We start from the raw sequence: 19,287 nt of genomic DNA, 5'->3' as shown, positions 1-19,287 counted from the left end.
GGTAGGAATTATGTCCGCACATGACAACTCTTGCCTTCTTACCCCCACACCCTCTTACCCTAATTCTACCCACTGATACGCCGGGTCGCGGCGCAGCCAGGTGAGCTGGCGCTTGGCGTAGCGGCGAGTGTTGCGCTGAAGCAGGCGCACGGCCTCGGCCCAGTCGTATTCGCCGTCGAGGTAGCCGAATATTTCCTGGTAGCCCACGGTTTGCAGGGCGTGGTGGTGGCGGTAGGGGAGTACCGATTGCACCTCTTCGAGCAGGCCGGCGGCCAGCATGTGCTCCACGCGCAGGTTGATGCGCTCATACAGCATTTCCCGCTCGCGCGTTAGGGCCACTTTTACGTTGCGGAAGAGCGGGTTTTCGGGCGGTGGGCCGTCGGAGTGGAAGCTGGAAAATGGCCGGCCCGTGGCGCGCGTGATTTCCAGGGCGCGCACGATGCGCTGGGGGTTTTGCTGGTCGATGCGGGCGTGGGCCACGGGGTCGGTTTGGGCGAGCTCGGCCACGAGGTGGGGCAGGCCGTGGGTGGCCAGTTCGGTGTGGAGCTGGGCGCGCACTTCGGGCGGCACGCTGGGCAGCTCATCAAGCCCATCGGTGACGGCCTGCACGTAGAGCCCCGAGCCGCCGGTGAGGATGACCAGGGGATGCTGTTTGAATAGCTTTTCGAGCACGGCCAAGGCATCAGCGGCAAAGCGACCGGCGCTGTAGTCCTCGCTGATGCTGTGGCTGTCGATGAAGTGATGCGCCACGCCCTGCATTTCCTCGGGCGTGGGCTTGGCCGTGCCGATGCTCAGCTCGCGAAAGAACTGGCGCGAGTCGGCCGACACGATTTCGGTGTTGAATTGCTGGGCCAACTGCACGCACAGGGCGGTTTTGCCCACAGCCGTAGGGCCAGCAATGGTGAGCAGCACCGGACGCGGGTCGGCGGCCGTGGGCGCCAGTTGGGTCAGGATAGCAGGGGGAAGCAGGTCTGCCATTTAGAAGTTCAGAGGGGGATGTTTCTCGTCAAACTCCGTGGCGTCCTGGTAGGCCTTGGCCAAAGCAAGCAAAGTGCCTTCTTCGTAGAGCTGGCCGATGAAGGTGATGGTGGTAGGCAGGCCCTGGGGTGTGAAGCCGTTGGGCAGGGCTATGGCGGGGTGACCAGTCAGGTTGGTGACCACAAGGCTGGCGCTGAAGGAGGGCGTGATGTACGCGTCGAAGCCCTTGAGTTGGGCATCCATCTGCTCGATGAGCAGGCTGCGGGCGCGCTGGGCCTGCAGGTACTCCACGGCCGGAATGAAGCGCGACGAGCGGAAGGTATTGGGCCAGGCAAAGCGGTTTTGCAGCACCATCTGCCCATCGCGGCCCGAGCGGGTGAGGCCATCGAACGCCGCCGCGCCTTCGGCCGTAAGTACAAAGCGCAGGATATTGCCCGACAGCGCGGGCATCTCCAGCGGCACCAGCTCCACGCCTAGCTTGCGCAGCACGTCGAGCACGGCCTGGTCGTTGGCCTTGGTGGGGTAGTCCTGGTCGAAAGCCTTTTTGATGTAGCCCACGCGCAGCTTTTTCAAGTTTGTGCCGAAGGCGTAGCGGAAAGCGTTGGGCGCCAGCAGGGTGGCGGGGTCGCGGGCATCGGGGCCGGCGGCGGTGAGGGCAGCCAGCACCAGGGCGCAATCTTCAGCCGAACGGGCCAGCGGGCCGGCTTTGTCCATGGTCCAGCTCAGGGCCATGGCGCCGGCGCGGCTCACGCGGCCGTAGGTGGGGCGCAGGCCGGTGGTGCCGCACGCCGTGCTGGGGCTGATGATGGAGCCCAGCGTTTCGGTGCCGATGGCAAACGGCAGCAGCCCCGCCGCCACCGCCGACGCCGAACCCGCCGACGAGCCGCTGGAACCCTTGGTGACGTCCCAGGGCGTGCGGGTTTTCTCACCAAACCACACGTCGCCCTGGGCCAGCTCGCCCAGCGTGAGCTTGGCGCAGAGCACAGCGCCGGCGGCGCGCAGGCGCTCTACCACGGCCGCGTCTTCGTCTAGGGTTTGGTCTTTGTAGGGCACCGAGCCCCAGGTGGTTTTGTAGCCCTTGGCGCTGAACAAGTCCTTGGCGCCGTAGGGGATGCCGTGCAGCGGCCCACGGTACTTACCGGCCCTGATTTCTTGGTCGGCCTGCCGGGCCTGCTGCAGAGCCAGGTCCTCGGTGAGGGTGATGACGCAGTGCAGCTTGGGGTCGTACTTCTTAAGGCGGGCCAGAAAGAATGTGGTCAACTCTTCAGAAGAAATCTGCTTGGTGCGCAGCAGCTCGCCCAGCTGGCGCACGGTGTAGAAAGCGAGGTCGTCGCGGGTGGCGGGCAGCTTTACCTTGGCCATTTCCGGCAGCTTGCCGGGGTTGACGGTGGCTGCCGTCAGAGCGGCCTGCCGCAGCCGCAGGGGGCGCGGGTCGAACACCACCGAGGGCGCCACGCTGTTGGGCATGTCCAGCTTGCGCAGGGCCTCGTAGCTGTCGCGGTAGCCGCTCAGGTTGCGGCGCGTCGAATCGAGCTGGGCGTCGGAGAAGCTCAGCCCCATGAGCTGCTGGGCAGCGCGCAGCATGGGCACCGTGATTTCTTCCGGGGCCGAGGGCCGCGCCACCAGGACGCCAGCGGCGAAACAGGCCGTGCCAAGGAGCAGGGCAGGGAGTCGTTTTTTCAAAGCAAAAGGATTGGGAGTCCGGACAGGAGAGGCCGCAGGCCGAATAAAAACGTCCGTACGAAGTTAGGCGGCCCGCCGCTTGGCCGGGCATCCAGCCACAGGTGAAATTCACGTTAGCAGTAATACGTGGCGGCAGCTTTTGAACAAGACAAGGATTCGTCAGTGCCGCCTTTTCAATTCGTTGTCCGGCCGTTTCTTTGCGCAAAAGGCCTTCCCCATTTGTCGTTCTCCCCGCAGCGCCTCCTCGTTTTCCCCAGCATGCTCCCCCAGCTTCTATCCCTTGTGCTCCTGGTCGGCCTCACCGCGGCCGCATTGCTGCACTGCGTTGACCGCTGGCGCCGGGCGCCGCGCCGGGATTTTCGGGCCGGGTATTGGCTGAGTGCCGGGCTGCTGCTGCCCGTGGTAGGAGCCTACCTGCGGCTGGGGCAACTCGGCGTGACGGCCCACGTCTCGGACCTAAGCTTTCTGTTCAATGCTGCGCCGCTCTACGGGCAAAACCTGCTGGGCGTGGCCTTGCCCCGCGTCGCCGGCCTGCTGGCCGTGTTCCCGGTGGCCTTGCCTTGCGCGGCGGTTTGCCGGGCCGTGCTGGGTGAGGGGCGGCTCTGAAGCCGCAGGCCGTCAATTGCTTCGGCAACCGGCATAACCAAGTCAGGAAGCCAAGCTTTTTCCGCGGGCTATTCAGCCAGCGGCACTACTTGTGCCCAATACTGCCGCAGCGCCCGCTCCTCGTGCTGCCAGCTGAGCTCGGGCGCGGCGCGGCGGCAGTTGGCGGCCAGGTGCTGGTAGCGGGCGGGCTCGTCGCGCAGCAGGCGGTTGAGGGCGCGGGCCAGGGTAGCGGGCGCGAGGTCGGTCACCAGCTCGGCCACGTCGAACTCGTCGTTGAGGGTGCGGTATTCGGGAAAATCGATGAGCACCTGCGGGATGCCGGCATGCACGTAGTCGAAGAACTTGTTGGCCAGCGAATAGTAATAGCTCAGCCCGATGTTTTCGAGCAGCATAATGCCCACGGCGGCGTGGCGCGTCACCTCACGGAGCGTCTCGGGCAGCACGAAGCCGCGAAACTCCACTTTGCCCGATTCCAGCAGGCCCAGCCGGTCGGCGCGCGCGCGCAGGGCCGCCGAGAGGTCGCCTTCGCCGCATATCACCAGCCGGCCGGCCACTTGCGGCATGGCATCGAGCAGGTTTTCGAGGCCGCGGCCCACGTTCAGGGCCCCCTGGTACAGGATGTAGCCGCCGGCCGGCGCGGCGCTGGGCGCGGGCGGCAATACGTCTTGTTCGCGTAGGCGACTCACGTTGCGCACCACGCCAAAGGGCCGGCCGTAGCGTTGCTCAAACACTCCGGCCAACGCCGGCCCTACGGTGTAAGCCAGCCGCGCCCGCGGCACAATGAAGCCTTCGACCCAGCGCCACACGCGCTGCACCGCCGGCCGGGCCACCACCTCGGGCACCTCCGTGAACAACTCGTGGGCGTCGTATACCAGCGGCTGCCCGCCTAACCTCGCCCGTAGCCACACGGGCAGGGCGGTGTCGAGGTCGCAGGCGCACCAGGCGGCGGCGTGTTGGCTCAGTAAGTAGATGAGCAGCCGCAGGTTGTATTCCAGGTAAAACAGCTTGCCCTTCTGAAACCAACCGCGCAGCCGGTGCTGTTGGTAGGGCTGGGGCGTGAGCGGGGGCGAGGCCGGCCGCTGCCAGCCCACGAGCTGCACCTGGTAGCCGGCCGCGGCCAGGCTGCCGCAAATGCGCTGCATGCGCTGGTCGAAGCACAGGTCGGTGGTAACGGCGAAAAGCAGGCGCGGCGCGGAAGGAAGCGGCAAGAGCGGAAGCGGGCGCCTCGGAACCGGGGCCGCGTTAGTTATTTTATTTTGGCCAAATTTACGCCGCCGCCCGGCACGACGGTGGTTATATTAGCAGGAATTTCAACAGGCAGGACGCGTTATTGTATGGCTTCATTCCCGGCTGCTTCTTCGACCCGCCCCGTGGCGCCGCCGCTGACAGCGCTGCTCGACCAACTGGGGCAAGTGTACGTGCTGCTCGACGTGGTGGGCACCGTCATGGACGTGAACGAAGCCTTCCTGGCGCTCACGGGCTACACACGCAAGCAGGTGGTGGGCCGCATCGGTTACGAGATGTTTTCGCCGTTGCCCGAGCGCCCCACCCAGCGCCAGGAATACCTCGACAGCATTGCCCATGAAACCATTGCCGCCAGCAGCGAGCGGCCCGTGCTCACACGTACGGGCCAGCTGCGGCAGGTGCACTGGCGCGCGGGCTTCACCCGCGACGTGGCCGGCATCATCACGGGCGTGTGGATGGCGGGCGAAGTGCCCAACGAGCAGCTGCTGGCCAGCCCCGCCCTCACCGGCGACAGCACCCACTTGCAGGACTTCCTCGACAACGCCCAGGACTTGGTGCAGCACCTGAGCGCCGACAACGGCTTCCTGTTCGTGAACAAGGCCTGGAAGGAAAAGCTGGGCTATTCCGACGCCGAGCTGGCCACCCGCACACTCGCCGATGTGGTGCACCCCTACTACAAGGCCAAGCTGCTGTACCAGCTGCGCAACTTGTACGACGGCGAGCCCGTGAACAAGGTCGAAACCGTGTTTCTGACCAATCAGGGCAAACCCGTGCACCTCATTGGGAGCATGAGCGTGGTGCGCGAGGAAGGCCAGCCGGTGAGCAGCCGCGCCATTCTGCACGACATCACCGACCGCATCAAGGCCGAGCGCCTGCAGAAGGTCTACTACAGCATTGCCAACCTGGCCATTTCGGCCAAAGACTTGCCCAGCCTCTACGGCGCCATTCACCGCGAGCTGAGCAAGATTATCGAAACCAGCAACCTGTTTATCGCGCTTTGCGACGACGCTCGCACGCAATTGCAGTTTGCCTACCACGTCGACCAGCACCCGCAGCACCGCCCGCTGGGCGCTTTGCCGTTTTCCAACGGCGTGTCGGAGTACATCATTGCCGGCGGGCAGCCCCGCTACCTCACGCACACCGATTTTCAGCAGCTGGTGCGCAGCGGCACCGTCACGGCCCACGGCCTGGTGCCCGAAGTGATGCTGGCCTCGCCGCTCAGCATCGGCGACCGCATCATTGGGGTGCTGGCCGTGCAGGACTACACCCGCGCCGATGCCTACACGCCCGGTGACCTCGACGTGCTGCACTTCATCTCGAACCAGGTGGCGCTGGCCATCGAGCGCAAGCGCAACGAGGAGCAGATTGGCAAGCAGACGGCCCGCCTCAACGCCATTTTCGAAAGCGGCTCGCACGTGATGTGGACAGTGAACACCCGTGCCCACCTCATGAACTTCAACCGCAACTACGCGGCCCTGTTCCTGCGGCGCAACGGCACCTACCCCGTGCGCGGCCTCAACCTGTGGGAAGCCGACCTGGCCCACATGCCCGAGCACGAGCGCGACATTTTTGTGCGCCATTACGACGCCGCCGCCAAGGGCCAGGCGCAGCGCTTTGAGATGCGCCTGCGCGACGCCCGCGGTTACGACGTGTGGACCGACATTCACCTGAACCCCATTTACCTGGGCGACGGCTCGTTTGAGGAGATTTCGGCCATTGCGCACGACATCACCGAGCAAAAGCGCGCCCAACTGGCGCTGGAAGAGCAGGAGGAGAAGTTCCGCAACATCTTCGAGTCGTTCCAAGACATCTATTACCGCACCGATGGCGAGGGCCTGCTCACCATCGTGAGCCCCTCGGTGCGCGAGGTGCTGGGCTACGAGCCCGAGGAGGTGCTGGGCCAGCCCGTGCGCAACTACTTCGTGGACGCCGACGACATGGACCGGGCCAACTCGGAAACCGAGCGCAGCCGCGGCCTGCGCAACTTCGAAACCCAGATGTGGCACAAGGACGGCTACCCGGTGAGTGTGCTGGTGAACGCCCGCTTGACCACCCCGCCCGAAGGCGAGGAGCCCGTCGGCCAACTCGGCACCGAAGGCATTGCCCGCGACGTGACCGAAATCCGGCAGATGCAGGACGACCTGCGCCTGGCCAAGGACGCCGCCGAAGCTGCGCTGGAAGCCAAAACGCAGTTCTTGGCCAACATGAGCCACGAGCTGCGCACGCCCATGAACGGCATCATTGGCATGATTGACCTGCTCGACCAAACGGTGGAAACCGAAGAGCAGCTCGACTACGTGGACACGCTGCGCAAGAGCTCCGATGCCCTGCTCACCATCCTGAACGACATCCTCGACCTGTCGAAAATTCAGGCCGGCAAGCTGCAGATTCACGAAACGGCCATCGAGTTGCAGGCCGTGATGGAGCGCATCCGGGCCCTGTTCATCTACCGGGCCGAGCAGAAGCACATCCGCTTCACCTACCACATCACGCCGCACACGCCGCGCTTCGTGATAACGGACGAGGTGCGCCTGCTCCAGATTTTGTCCAACCTCGTGGCCAACGCCATCAAGTTCACCAACGAAGGCACCGTGGCCATTGTGGTGAGCAGCGTGAGCACCGACGGCGAGCACCACACCCTGCGCTTCGCGGTGCAGGACTCGGGCATCGGCATTTCCAACGACAACGCCAGCCTGCTCTTCACCAACTTCACCCAGCTCGACACCACGCCCAGCAAGGCCTACGGCGGCACGGGCCTGGGCCTGAGCATCAGCCGGCAGCTGGCCGAGCTCTTGGGCGGCGAAATCGGCGTGCTGTCGGACGAGGGCGAGGGCTCGGTGTTCTGGTTCACCATCAGCGCCCGCGAGGCCGTGAGCAGCGAGCTGCCCGTGGCGCCGCAGGTGCGCGAGCCCGTGTTCCAGCCGTTTGATGCCTCGCCGCGCGTGCTCCTCGTCGACGACAACGCCATCAACCAGAAGGTGGGCCAGCGCCTGCTCACCAAGCTGGGCTGCCAGGTGAGCGTGGCCGGCGGCGGCCCCGAAGCCATTGACATGGTGACGGCCCCCGGGGCCGACTTCAACATCATCTTCATGGACATCCAGATGCCCGACATGGACGGCGTGGCGGCCACGGCCGAAATCCGGCGCTTGCTGGGCGAAAGCTGTCCGCCCGTGGTGGCCATGACGGCTTACTCCATGCAGGAAGACGCCGGCCGCTTCATGCGCCAGGGCCTCGACGACTACGTGGGCAAGCCCGTGAAAAGCCGCCACCTCTACGAAGTGCTGCACCGCTGGCTGCGCCCGCGCCCCGGCCGCCCCGTGGGCGAAGGGTCGGCCATGGCCACGGCGCCGGCCGCGCCGGCTACGGTAGCCGGCGGGCCGCCGCCCTTGCCCACGCCCGCGCCCGAGGTGGCCAAGGAGCCCACACTCGACGAAACCATCCTGCGGCAGCTGGTGGAGCTGGGCGGCACCGAGTTCACGTCCGACCTTTACCAGGAGTTTGAGCAGGAGGCCGGCGACCTGCTGCGCGACGCCGCCCCCACGGCCGCCGAAGGCAACTACCGCGACCTGCTGCCCATGTTGCACCAGTTAAAAGGCACGGCCGCCACGCTCGGCGGCGTGGCCCTGGCGGCCCAGGCCCGCTACCTCGAGCACCAGCTCAAGGGCGGGCGCATGGAGGAAGGCGCGGCGGGATTTCAACTTCTGGAATATTACTTTGCACAGTTCGTAGCCGAATACCCCGGCGCCGTTGAGCGAGCCATCAGTACCCCCGCCGAATAATATCGGCCCGTTCTTCCATTTCTCTACCCCCCATTCAATTCAACCCCCAACGCTCATGTCCGTCGATACCCAATCCAAAACCATTCTGATTGCTGAGGACAGCTCGGTGATTCTCAACCTCACCCGGAAAATTCTGGAGTTGCAGAAGTACAAAATCGTGCTGGCCAAAAACGGAGGCGAAGTCCTCAAGCAACTCGAATCCACGCCGGTCGATTGTGTGCTCATGGACATCAACATCCCGGTGAAGGACGGCATGCAGTGCACCCGCGAAATCCGCGCCCACGCCGACCCGGCCATCAACAAGTTGCCCATCATCGCCATCACCGGCAACGCCAACAACTACTCGATGGACCAGTTCCGCGAAGCCGGCGTGACCGATTACCTGCCCAAGCCCCTCGACTTCGACGCCCTGGTGCGCGTGGTGAAGCAATACGTGGGCTAATCAATTGGTGAATGGGTGAGTGAGTGAATGGGTGAATGAGCACGCGGCCATTTGCTCCTTCACCCATTCACCCATTCACTCATTAAAATGGTTGTAACGTTCTTAGGTACGGGCACCTCGTCGGGCGTGCCCATGATTGGGTGCACCTGCGCGGTGTGCCGCTCGCTCGACCACCGCGACCACCGCCTGCGCGTGTCGGTGCACGTGGAAGTGGCCGGCCGCAGCTTCGTGATTGACTCCGGCCCCGATTTCCGGCAGCAGATGCTGCGCGCCCGCATCACGCACCTCGACGCGCTGCTGTTCACCCACGAGCACAAAGACCACACCGCCGGCCTCGACGACATTCGGGCGTTCAATTTCCGGCAGCAGACCGACATGCCGGTTTTTGCCGAGCCCCGCGTGCTGGGCCAGCTGCAACAGGAGTTTGCCTACATTTTTGCCGAGAATAAGTACCCCGGCGTGCCGCGCGTGACGCTGCACCCCATTGAGCGCGACGACGCGCCGTTTGACGTGCTGGGCGTGCCCGTGCAGCCCCTGCGGGCCATGCACCACCGCCTGCCGGTGCTGGGCTTCCGCATCGGCGGCTTCTGCTACCTGACGGACGCCAACCACATCGGCCCCGAAACCCGCGCCCAGCTCCGCGATGCCGACGTCATCGTGCTCAACGCCTTGCGGCGCGAAGAGCATATTTCGCACTTCACGCTGGCCCAGGCCGTGGCCGTGCTGGAAGAGGCCGCGCCCAAGCGGGCATTTCTCACGCACATCAGCCACCAGCTGGGCCGCCACCAAGAGGTGGAAGCTGAGCTGCCCGATTGGATTCGGCTGGCGTATGACGGGCTGCGGGTGGAGGTGTAGGAACGCACCACAGCGCGTTTATCCGTTGAATAACGTCGGGCCCGAACTTACCCTGGCGGGCGTCAACTTCCTTCATCCATGCACACCAACTATTATTTCCTACGCCAACTGGCCCCGGCACTCACCGAGCGGCTGCGGGGCTACCGCGTGGCGGTGTGCTTCACGCAGGAAAAGGACGAGCTGGTTATCGGCCTCACGGACGGCGGCAAGGAATTCTGGCTGAAGGCGCAATTGGGCGCCACTTTTCCCGCCCTGGCCCTGCCCGAAACCTTCCAGCGGGCCCGCGCCAATTCGGTCGACTTGTTTCCTGACCTGCTGGGCGAGCGGGTGGAAAGCGTGGCTGCCTGGCCGCAGGACCGGGTGCTGCAAGTGAATTTCCGCAGCGGGGCACGGCTGGTGTTTAAGCTGTACGGCCCGCGGCCCAACGCCATTTTTCGTACGACGCCGGACGCAGCGGCTCAGCTTTTCCAGCAAAAGCTCGTGGCCGACGCCGAGTTGAAGCCCCAGCCGCCAGCGCCATCCACAAAATCCGACCAATCCGACCAATCCGACCAATCCGAAAAATCCGCTGAATCCGTGGTTCAGACGCCGGTCAAGCTGCCGCCCCCGCTGGCCGACTTGCCCCTGCGCTACCTGCGTGACCAGGGCTACGACCAGGCGCCGCCCGAAGCCCGTCCCCGGCTGGTAAACCAAGTGCTGGCCCAGCTGGAAAAACCCGCGCATTTCTACTTCGTTCAGCTGGATGGGCGTACGCGCCTGAGCTTGCTGCCACTCGGCGACATCCTCGAAACGCTGCCCGGCGACGACCCCATTGCGGCCCTGCGCCGCTTCGTGCCTATGGCTTTGGGTCGGCGGGCGTTGGAAATGGAAACCAAGCAGCTGCGCCAGCTGCTGGAGCGCCGCGCCGACGAAGCCAGCACGGCCGCTGCTCACGCCCGGCAGCGTCTGTATGCGCTGGCCCACGAGGCCGGCTACCGCCACACCGCCGACCTGATTATGGCGCATCTGCACGAGATTCCGGCGCGGGCCGAGCAGATTGAAGTGTTGGACTTCTACACCAATCTGCCTAGGGTCATTAAGCTCAAGCCCAACGAAAAGCCCCAGCTGACTGCCGAAAACCTGTACCGCAAAGGCAAAAACCAGCAAATCGAAGAGCGCCAGCTCATCGAGCGCATTGCCCGGCGCGAAGCCGACGCCCTGACGGCCCTGGAGCGACTAGAGGAGCTGGACACCCAGCCGCCGCTGGCCGAGCTGCGCGGCCTGCGTGCCTGGCGCAAGCTCCACGGCCTCAACCCCGCGCCCATCGCTGCTAAAGCCGCCACGGAGCTTCCTTTTAAGGTATTTGAAGACCGGGGCTTTACCATTTTGGTGGGCCGCAACGCCGTCAACAACGACTTACTTACCCAGAAATACGCGCACAAGGACGACCTCTGGCTGCACGCCAAAGACGTAACGGGTTCGCACGTCGTTATTCGGCATCGGGCCGGGCAGCCCGTGCCCGAACCCGTGATAGAGCACGCCGCGCAGCTGGCCGGCTGGTACTCGCGCCGGCAGCACGATACATTGTGCCCCGTGACCGTGACGCCCAAAAAGTTTGTGCGCAAGCCCAAAGGCGCCTTGCCCGGGCAGGTGCTGGTGGAGCGAGAGCGGGTGGTGCTGGTGAAGCCCGGCAACCCCTTCGAGCGCGAGTAGGGCTAGGCTATAAAAAGTGTCATGCTGAGCGCAGCTGAAGCATGACGTTAATTCTTCAGCAAAGCAGCAACGAAAAAGCCCGCTGCAAATGCTTGCAGCGGGCTTTCGTTTTGCGTGCGCGCGGGGAGATTCGAACTCCCACACCCGAAGGCACCACCCCCTCAAGATGGCGTGTCTACCAGTTTCACCACGTGCGCAAAAGGCAACTAAACCGGGAAATTCGGCCGAAACCGGCTTCGCTGAGGCGGCGAAGCGGGTGCAAAGATAGCCGGCGAAAACCGCACTTACCAAACATCGCCGCGCTTTTTCACCAAACTTCCATGGTTCAAGAAGTTACCTTGCCAAAAATTCGCGCTTTGCGCCTTTCACCATTCACCCTCGACCAGCTTTCGCCATGAATTTTCCCGAAAAACCCGCTCCTTCCTCCTTTTTCGGGCGAATGGCTAGCGCTATCACCGAGTTTTCCGGGTCGACGCCGGCCTTTGTGACCGCGGCCGGGCTGGTGCTGGTGTGGGCCCTCACGGGGCCGCTGTTTGATTATTCCGAAACCTGGCAGCTGGTCATCAACACGGGCACCACCGTCATTACCTTCCTGATGGTTTTTCTCATTCAGCGCGCTCAAAACAAGGATTCGCTGGTGCTGCATCTCAAGCTCAACGAACTTATTGCGGCCCACAAGGGCGCTAGCAACCGCCTCATCAACGCGCAGGACTTTTCGGAAGAGGAGATAAAGCTTCTGCACGATTTCTACTGCGCGCTGGCCGAGATGGCCAAAAAAGACAACGACCTGGGCAAGACCCATACCGTGGAAGAAGCCCAGGATAACCACAACGACAAGCTGGCCGCCCACATGCAATAGGTGGGGCGGGAAGTTGGCTGATTTTAAAGCAAAACGGTCATGCTGAGCGTAGCCGGAGCATCTCTACCGCAGCACTAACATTGATTAGCAACGCGGTAGAGATGCTTCGGCTACGCTCAGCATGACCGTTATTCGAGCTTTTTGACCTTCTATTTCGCCTGAATCAGCGGCGAGTCGACTACGTGCTCCGACACGAACCATACCTGCATCTCGTTGGTGCGGATGAGCTGGCTCACGATGAGGTCGTTGGTGCCGTCGTCGCCGTTTTCATCGGCGGTGTCGGCGTAGTCGTGGCAGTTTTTGAGCAGGCGCTGGTGGGCGTCGAGCAGGCGCGACACCTGTACGGGGGCCTCTTCGCGGTCGCGCGGCACGCGCGGAATGCTGCTGAGCTCGGCCACGTCGTGGGCCATGGCCACGGCCACGCCGCCCAGAATCTGAATACGCTCGGCAATGGCGTCGACCAGCACCGACTGCTCCTCGTAGTGCTTGTCGTAGAGCAGGTGCAGTTGGTAGAAAGTGGGGCCCACCACCTGCCAGTGGTGCTTCTTGTACATGTCGCGCAGGGTGATGGTGTCGGCCAGCAACTGGTTGAGGCCGGTCACGCTTTCCTGGCGGGTTTTTTCGTCGAGGCCGATGGGCAAGCGCTGGCTCACGGTGCCGTAGCGCTGGGTGGGCGCGGGGGCGTTGTTTTGCTGGCCCAGCACGGGCTGAATGTTGACGGCAGCGTTGGAGCGGGCGCTTTGGCCGCCGGCTTTGGTGGCGGGAGCTTTTTTAGCGGCCGCGGCTTTGGGGGCAGCCGTTTTGGCGGAGGATGCCATAAGGATAGTAGGAAGTGAGGTGAAAGAAAACCGGCCCGGGCCGGTGGCGAAAATTTCTGTTTCTGCGTACGTAAAGCACCCCGCGGGGTTAAGGTTGCCCGCGCTTAAACTTGTCCCATGACTGAGCCCCGTACCACGGCCGCCGCGCTGGCCGAAGACCCGCACCCGGAAACGCACATGACCAGCTCGGCCATGCTGCAGGACATCGTTATTGGCCTTTCTGACGGCCTGACCGTGCCGTTTGCGCTGGCCGCGGGCCTGAGCGGGGCGGTGGCCTCGTCGGGGCTGGTCATCACGGCGGGGCTGGCCGAAATCGTGGCCGGCAGCATTGCCATGGGCCTGGGCGGCTACCTGGCCGGCCGCACCGAAGTGGAGCACTACGCCTCCGAGCTGGACCGCGAGCACCGCGAAGTGCGCGAAGTGCCTGACAAGGAGCGCGCCGAGGTAGAGGAGCTGCTGGCCGACATGGGCCTGTCGGAGGCCACGCGGCGCCAGGCCGTGGCCGAGCTCACCGCCGACTCCGAGCAGTGGGTGAAATTCATGATGAAGTACGAGCTGGGCCTCGAAGAACCCGACCCCAAACAGGCGCCCAAAAGTGCCGTCACCATCAGCCTGGCGTACGCGTTGGGTGGCCTGATACCGCTCAGCGCCTATTTTCTTACCGATTCGCCCACGCAGGGGCTGGCATGGTCGGCGGCCATCACGCTGGTGTGCCTGCTGGTGTTTGGCTACTTCAAAAGCCGCATGACGGGGCAGCCGCCGGTGGCGGGCGCCATCAAAATGGCCGTGGTGGGCGCGCTGGCGGCAGCGGCGGCCTTCGGCATTGCGCGGGTGGTGGGCGGCGGCTAGCCGTACCCCAAGCTGCGCTTGGGCTTTGGCGAACAAGGTCCAACGATTCCGCCTAGACCCAAGTCCGGCTTGGGTGGACTGCGGCGTTGCTCTTATTTACAACCTCTTCCTTCTCATGAATTTTAAGCTGCCCAAAACGCCCGCCGTCTACGTGAAGAGCAAGGCTTTCCGCCTGGCCGATGTGGACCCGAACGACATCACGCCTTTTGCCAACCGGCCCGACGAGAAATCGGACGTGGCGCCGCGCCTGCTAGAGCTGCGCCGCCGCCTGAGCGAGCTGCAGGAGATGCTCTACGCCGAGCACCGCCGCAGCCTGCTCATTGTGCTGCAGGCCATGGACACCGGCGGCAAAGACGGCGCCATTGAGAACCTGCTCACGGGCGTGAACCCGGCCGGCGTGCAGGTGGCCACCTTCAAAGCGCCTACTACCGAGGAGTTGAAGCACGACTTTTTGTGGCGTATTCACGCCCAGACGCCCAAGCGCGGGCACATCGGCGTATTCAACCGCTCGCACTACGAGGACGTGCTCATCACGCGCGTGCATGGCCTGATTGACGAAAAAACCTGCCAAGAGCGCTACGACGACATCAACCACTTCGAGCAGCTGCTCACCCGCAACGGCACGGTGGTGCTCAAGTTCTTCCTGCACATCTCGAAAGAGGAACAGGCCCAGCGCCTGCAGGCCCGCCTCGACGACCCCGCCAAAAACTGGAAATTTGACCCCAACGACCTGAAGGAGCGCGCCTATTGGGACGACTACCAGCAGGCCTACGAAGATGCCCTGCGCCACTGCTCGTCGGAGGACGCGCCCTGGTTTGTGATACCCGCCAACCACAAATGGGCCCGCGACCTGGCCATGTCGGAAATAGTGGTGGCCGCCCTAGAAGCTATGAACCCCCAGCCGCCGAAGCCCGATTTCGACCCTAAGCAGCAGGTAATTGTGTAAGGCCTGGACCTAGCTTGATGGCGCATGTGCGGACGCCATTTGCAAAAAAGAGCCCCGACGCCATCCGGCGTCGGGGCTCTTTTTATGCTTGCCGGGGAAGCTACACGGCCACCGCGCTGGTAGCGGCGGTTTCCTTGCGCTCGCCAATCTGCTGGCGCCACATGGCGTAGTAAAGGCCTTTTTGCGCCAGCAGCTCTTCGTGGCGGCCCTGCTCGGCCACGGTGCCGCGCTCAAGCACGAAAATGCGGTCGGCGTGCAGAATGGTGCTGAGGCGGTGGGCAATGAGGATGGTCATGTGCTGGCGTGAGCCCGAGAGCTCCCGCACCGTCTTGCCGATTTCTTCTTCGGTGAGCGAGTCGAGGGCCGAAGTGGCTTCGTCGAACACCATGAGCGTGGGCTTGCGCAACAGCGCCCGCGCAATGCTGAGGCGCTGCTTTTCGCCGCCCGATACTTTCACGCCGCCCTCGCCAATGACGCTGTCGAGGCCCAGGGGGGCGCGGGCCAGCAGGCTGTCGGCCGCGGCCTGGCGCAGGGCCAGCAGGCATTCCTCGTCGGTGGCTTGCGGGGCCACGAAGCGTAGGTTTTCGCGGATGGTGCCGCTGAAGAGCTGCGTGTCCTGCGTCACGAACCCGATTTGCTCGCGCAGCTCGTCGAGGTCGATTTCGGCGCCGGGAATGCCGTTGTAGAGAATGCGGCCCGAGAGGGGCGGGTAGAGGCCCACCAGCAGCTTCACCAGCGTGGTTTTGCCCGAGCCCGAGGGGCCCACGAAGGCAATGGTTTCACCCAGCCGGGTGCTGAAGGAGATGTCGGACAGGGCCGGCCCCTTGGCCGTGAGGTGCTTGAAGCTGACGTGCTCGAAGGCCAGGTCGTTGATGTGCGCCACCGACTTGGGGTGCGCGGGCTTCACGTCCTTGGGCGTGTCGAGGATGGTCTGGAAGTTGCCCAGCGAAATCTCGGTTTCGCGGTATACCCCGATGATGTTGCCCAGCTCCTGCAGCGGCCCGAAGATGGAGAACGAGTAGATGAAGAAGGAGAAGAACTCGCCCAGGCTGATGTGGTTTTGCACCCGCAGGTACAAGAGCAGCAGGATGATGATGTTGCGCAGCAGGTTCACAAAGGTGCCCTGCACGAAGCTGAGCGAGCGCAGGTAGCGCACCTTGCGCAGCTCCAGCTTCAGGATTTTGTCGGTGGTGGCGTTCAGGCGCTCGGTTTCCTGCTGGGCCAGGCCCAGGCTCTTGATGAGCTCGATGTTGCGCAGGCTTTCGGTGGTGGAGCCGGCCAGGGCCGTGGTTTCGGCCACAATGGTTTTCTGAATCACCTTGATGCGCTTGCTCAGGAAAAAGCTCAGAATGCCCAGCAGCGGAATGGTGAGAAAATAGCCCAGCGCAATGGGCCAGTACACCGTGACGGCGTACCACATCACGAACACAATGCCCACCAGGGCCGTGAACAGCACGTTCACGAAGCTCTGAATGAGCTTCTCTACGTCGATGCGCACTTTCTGGAGCTTGCCCAGCGTCTCGCCCGAGCGTTGGTCCTCGAACACCTGGTAGGGCAGCTCCAGCGAGTGGCGCAGGCCGTCGGAGTACATGCGGGCGCCCAGCCGCTGGGTGATGACGTTGACGTAGTAGTCCTGAAAGTTTTTGGCGATGCGCGACACCATGGCCACGCCCAGCATGAGGCCCACCAGCGGAATGGCTTCCCAGAAAAAAGGCCGGAACGACACCAGCCGCACCCCGCTGATGTCAGGATATTTGGCCGTGAAGTGGTCGACGAGCTGGCGGAAAAAGTACGGGTCGAGCAGCGAAAAGACCTGGTTGACGGCGGCCAGCACCAGGGCCAGCACCAGCAGCGGCCAGTAATGGCGCAGGTAGCTATAGAGAATTTTCATGTGAGCACAAGTAGCCCGGCCGGGCTGGCCAGAAGGCAAGCAACCCGGCCGGGCGGCAATGGTTTGGGAAAGAGGGCGGCGCAGTTACAGTGCCCGGGGCACGGGGCGGCTGCGCAGCACCAGCACCACCACCAGCAGCACCAGCGCCACAATGGCCGGCACGCCCTTGGCCAGGCCGCCGGGAATCTTGGTGGCGTGCATAAACACCGCCCCCAGCATGATGACGATGAGGCCAAGCGCCGCCGGCCGCACCGTGCGCGGCACCAGCAGCCCGATGCCGCCCAGCAGCTCAGCTACCCCAATGAAGCCGCCAAACCAGCCCGGCAAGCCCAAACTGCCAAACATTTTCATGGTGGCGTCGAGTTGCATTAGCTTCGAGAAGCCGCCATAGATGAACATGGCGGCCAGCAGGGCCTGCAGAATCCAGGCAATGACGTTGCGTACCGTTGGGCTCATAAACGAAAAAGAAGAAAGGGTGAAACAAGCCGCGCGGCAGGGCACCGCGCCGTGGATGGCCAAATTACCGGTTTCCGGCCAACTGCCTGCGGCAGACGCAGGCCCGGCGGAAATGTTTTAAGCGCGATGTGAGAGAGGGCAGGGCCTGCCAGGAATGGGTCAAATGGAATTTATCCGAGGTTGAGTTTCAGTATTTTTCGCAGGCACAAACCCGTACTTATCCCCTGTTTTTACAATATAGGATTACGGAAATTTGTAAAGCTAGGGGTAGCACCCTCTCGCTGAACATATTGTGCCAGGCGCCACGCTACCGATTCTCAGGCTGCCGAGTCCTTATTCCCTTTCCGTTTTATGACCGTTGTGTATCACGAACTGCTGCCCGAGAGCTACCTGCTCATTCTGGCCCCCAGCCGCTCCGACGAACCCGAAGCCGCCCTGGCCCACTCGCTGCACTGTGCCCAGCGCAGCGGCAAGCCGGCCGTGTGGGTCGACTGCGGCATGCTGCACACCCTTTCCGACGAAGCCGCCCAGCTGCTGTGGGGCGCTCATCACCAGCTGGAGGAAAAACACGCTCAGTTGGTGCTGGTGCACGTGCCCGAGCGCGTGCGAAAAGACCTGCTGAAGCGCGAGCTGGGCCCGGCGCCCTGCATGGTGCCCACCCTGCTCGACGCCGCCCGCCAATTGGCCTCGCCGCGCGAAAACCACGCCGCCTGAGCCGTCGCGTCTGTTAGCCTTATGCTGTTTAGTATACGTTTTATGTTACCCGCACCTTTTGGTTCGATTCCGGATGACCTGCCGGCCGACCAGCGCGCCCACTGGCAGCGCCGCCAGCTCACGGCCCGCAACGCCCTCGATAGTCAGGCCCTGACCGGCACGGCCGCCAACGCCGAAACCGTGGCGTCGCTGCAACGCTACGTGCGCGGCGAAATCACGCTGGCCCAAGCCATTGCGCAGGTGCGCGCGCAAATGGCGCAGGAGCAGCAGAGCTACCGCCAGTTTCTGAACCGGCGCAACCTCATTTAAGCACCGCTTCGGCCGCGGGCTTTCCGGAAACCCGTGCGGCGCTCAGCCTGCGGACGTGCCCTTCGGGGCATTGCCCGTGTTGCCATTCAGCAAGAACTCGCGCAGGCGGTTGATGTGCTTTTTGATTTCTTCGATGCGTTCTTCCTGCTGCACCGAGTAGGGGCCCGCGCCGCGCGCGGCCATGCTGCTGAGCAGGTTTTTGCGTTCCTCCATCATGCGCAGGGCTACCCAGAGGGTTTCTTCCAGGGTTTGCTGGGCGCTGTGCAGCAGGCCATCGGCCGTGAAGGCGTGCCCGGTGTGGCACCGGTAGCGGAGCAGCTTGCCGTTGTTCACCTCAAACAAGCTGCCGCCGCAATCGGGGCAGGTGAGGGGCACGGGATGCGCAATTTTCAGTACCTCGTCGGTGGTTCCCACAACTCTTTCCGCAATGGCGGCCTCCTGCTTCAGGTCTTCGGGTACTTCTCCTTTGCGTTCGGGCAGGGGGCGGGCGGTTATCTCTTCCAGCAGCGCACCCATCATATGCAGCGGCACCACGTAATCGACGTCCACGTTGCGGAGGGCGGTTTCGGGCATGCTGGGGTATTCGGCCTCGTGGGGGTCTTGCACCACGGCGAGGCCGCCGCAGCGCTTGATGAATTCGAGGCCGGCGGCGCCGTCGTGCAACATGCCGGTGAGCACCACGCCCACCACGCGCGACCCGAAGGCCACGGCGGCCGACCGAAACAGGGCGTCGGCGGCCGGGCGGTAGTGGTTTTCGCGCGGGCCCTTGGTCACGAGCAGGTGCGGCGTGCGGCCGTCTTTGGCCAGTAGGTGGCGGTTGGGGGGCGCGAGGTAGAGGGTGCCGGCCTCAATGGGTTCGCCATCGGTGGGCAGGCGGCAGGCCAGGGTGGTATGACGCGCCAGGCGTTCGACGAAGTGTTGGCCGTCGGCATCGGCCGAAAAGTGCTGTACCACCAGCACGGCGGCGGGCAGCGTGGCCGGCAGCTGGGCCACCAGCTGGACGAGCGCCGGCATGCCGCCGGCCGACGTGCCGATTACAATCAGGTGGGAAGGAGCGGGCATGGGACAGGGCAGGAAACGGAGCTAGCGTAATACGCAACATTGTGCGAGAGGGGCAATGGAGGCAGGTTTTTCCGGTAAATTTGTTGCAGGCAGCCAACCCGCT

The 19,287-nt window shown here is 63.8% G+C and carries 17 protein-coding genes and 1 tRNA gene; 10 read left to right on the top strand and 8 right to left on the bottom strand.

The features are described 5' to 3' along the window. Window positions 1-54 precede the first annotated feature (54 nt). Window positions 55-978 carry a tRNA (adenosine(37)-N6)-dimethylallyltransferase MiaA gene (gene miaA / locus MUN81_RS16615; RefSeq protein WP_245112401.1) on the bottom strand — a complete coding sequence of 308 codons (924 nt, stop codon included), beginning with the start codon at window positions 976-978 and terminating at the stop codon, window positions 55-57. Next, complete coding sequence (locus MUN81_RS16610; protein ID WP_245112395.1) at window positions 979-2,661, bottom strand: amidase; 1,683 nt, start codon at window positions 2,659-2,661, stop codon at window positions 979-981. A gap of 258 nt (window positions 2,662-2,919) precedes the next feature. Between MUN81_RS16610 and MUN81_RS16605 the strand changes: the two genes are divergently transcribed. Beyond that, a complete protein-coding gene (locus MUN81_RS16605) occupies window positions 2,920-3,267 on the top strand; it encodes a hypothetical protein (RefSeq protein ID WP_245112393.1) in 348 nt (115 codons plus the stop codon). A gap of 68 nt (window positions 3,268-3,335) precedes the next feature. Here the strand turns inward: MUN81_RS16605 and MUN81_RS16600 are convergent, their stop codons facing one another. Beyond that, on the bottom strand, window positions 3,336-4,475 hold the full coding sequence (locus tag MUN81_RS16600; protein ID WP_245112391.1) for a glycosyltransferase: 1,140 nt from the start codon (window positions 4,473-4,475) through the stop codon (window positions 3,336-3,338). Window positions 4,476-4,601: 126 nt separating this feature from the next. Here MUN81_RS16600 and MUN81_RS16595 point away from each other — a divergent pair, with 126 nt between their 5' ends. The 4 genes from MUN81_RS16595 to MUN81_RS16580 all read left to right on the top strand — a co-directional run bounded on the left by MUN81_RS16595 (window position 4,602) and on the right by MUN81_RS16580 (window position 11,280). Beyond that, window positions 4,602-8,291, top strand: coding sequence for a PAS domain S-box protein (locus MUN81_RS16595; RefSeq protein WP_245112389.1), 3,690 nt, complete (start codon window positions 4,602-4,604; stop codon window positions 8,289-8,291). Window positions 8,292-8,346: 55 nt separating this feature from the next. After that, a complete protein-coding gene (locus MUN81_RS16590; RefSeq protein WP_245112388.1) occupies window positions 8,347-8,733 on the top strand; it encodes a response regulator in 387 nt (128 codons plus the stop codon). A gap of 87 nt (window positions 8,734-8,820) precedes the next feature. After that, window positions 8,821-9,588 carry an MBL fold metallo-hydrolase gene (locus MUN81_RS16585; RefSeq protein WP_245112387.1) on the top strand — a complete coding sequence of 256 codons (768 nt, stop codon included), beginning with the start codon at window positions 8,821-8,823 and terminating at the stop codon, window positions 9,586-9,588. A gap of 78 nt (window positions 9,589-9,666) precedes the next feature. Next, window positions 9,667-11,280 (top strand): NFACT RNA binding domain-containing protein, encoded by a 1,614-nt coding sequence (locus MUN81_RS16580; protein ID WP_245112385.1) that lies wholly within the window; start codon window positions 9,667-9,669, stop codon window positions 11,278-11,280. 115 nt (window positions 11,281-11,395) lie between these two features. Here MUN81_RS16580 and MUN81_RS16575 read toward each other — a convergent pair. Beyond that, a tRNA-Leu gene (locus MUN81_RS16575) sits at window positions 11,396-11,477 on the bottom strand. Between the two features lie 242 nt (window positions 11,478-11,719). On the opposite strand from MUN81_RS16575, the gene MUN81_RS16570 reads away from it, so the two are divergent. Further along, window positions 11,720-12,139, top strand: a complete 420-nt coding sequence (locus tag MUN81_RS16570; protein WP_245112384.1) for a low affinity iron permease family protein — start codon at window positions 11,720-11,722, stop codon at window positions 12,137-12,139. A 149-nt stretch (window positions 12,140-12,288) separates the two neighbouring features. Here MUN81_RS16570 and MUN81_RS16565 read toward each other — a convergent pair whose 3' ends face one another. Next, window positions 12,289-12,957, bottom strand: a complete 669-nt coding sequence (locus tag MUN81_RS16565; protein ID WP_245112382.1) for a DNA starvation/stationary phase protection protein — start codon at window positions 12,955-12,957, stop codon at window positions 12,289-12,291. Window positions 12,958-13,074: 117 nt separating this feature from the next. Here MUN81_RS16565 and MUN81_RS16560 point away from each other — a divergent pair, with 117 nt between their 5' ends. Beyond that, the gene (locus tag MUN81_RS16560) at window positions 13,075-13,806 is read left to right on the top strand and encodes a VIT1/CCC1 transporter family protein (protein WP_245112381.1); all 732 of its coding nucleotides are present in this window, start codon (window positions 13,075-13,077) and stop codon (window positions 13,804-13,806) included. Between the two features lie 115 nt (window positions 13,807-13,921). Next, complete coding sequence (locus tag MUN81_RS16555) at window positions 13,922-14,752, top strand: polyphosphate kinase 2 family protein (protein WP_245112379.1); 831 nt, start codon at window positions 13,922-13,924, stop codon at window positions 14,750-14,752. 100 nt (window positions 14,753-14,852) lie between these two features. Here MUN81_RS16555 and MUN81_RS16550 read toward each other — a convergent pair whose 3' ends face one another. After that, on the bottom strand, window positions 14,853-16,643 hold the full coding sequence (locus tag MUN81_RS16550) for an ABC transporter ATP-binding protein (protein ID WP_245112377.1): 1,791 nt from the start codon (window positions 16,641-16,643) through the stop codon (window positions 14,853-14,855). Between the two features lie 84 nt (window positions 16,644-16,727). Beyond that, window positions 16,728-17,099 (bottom strand): DoxX family protein, encoded by a 372-nt coding sequence (locus MUN81_RS16545; RefSeq protein WP_245112375.1) that lies wholly within the window; start codon window positions 17,097-17,099, stop codon window positions 16,728-16,730. Window positions 17,100-17,450: 351 nt separating this feature from the next. Between MUN81_RS16545 and MUN81_RS16540 the strand changes: the two genes are divergently transcribed. Both MUN81_RS16540 and MUN81_RS16535 read left to right on the top strand, forming a co-directional pair. Further along, window positions 17,451-17,813, top strand: a complete 363-nt coding sequence (locus tag MUN81_RS16540) for a hypothetical protein (protein ID WP_245112373.1) — start codon at window positions 17,451-17,453, stop codon at window positions 17,811-17,813. Window positions 17,814-17,855: 42 nt separating this feature from the next. Then, window positions 17,856-18,122, top strand: a complete 267-nt coding sequence (locus MUN81_RS16535; RefSeq protein ID WP_245112371.1) for an antitoxin VbhA family protein — start codon at window positions 17,856-17,858, stop codon at window positions 18,120-18,122. 42 nt (window positions 18,123-18,164) lie between these two features. Here MUN81_RS16535 and MUN81_RS16530 read toward each other — a convergent pair whose 3' ends face one another. Beyond that, window positions 18,165-19,184 carry a chemotaxis protein CheB gene (locus tag MUN81_RS16530; RefSeq protein ID WP_245112369.1) on the bottom strand — a complete coding sequence of 340 codons (1,020 nt, stop codon included), beginning with the start codon at window positions 19,182-19,184 and terminating at the stop codon, window positions 18,165-18,167. Window positions 19,185-19,287 lie beyond the last annotated feature (103 nt).

This window comes from Hymenobacter sp. 5317J-9 (genome assembly GCF_022921075.1).
GTDB lineage: Bacteria > Bacteroidota > Bacteroidia > Cytophagales > Hymenobacteraceae > Hymenobacter.
This window is presented reverse-complemented; position numbering and strand designations above follow the sequence as displayed.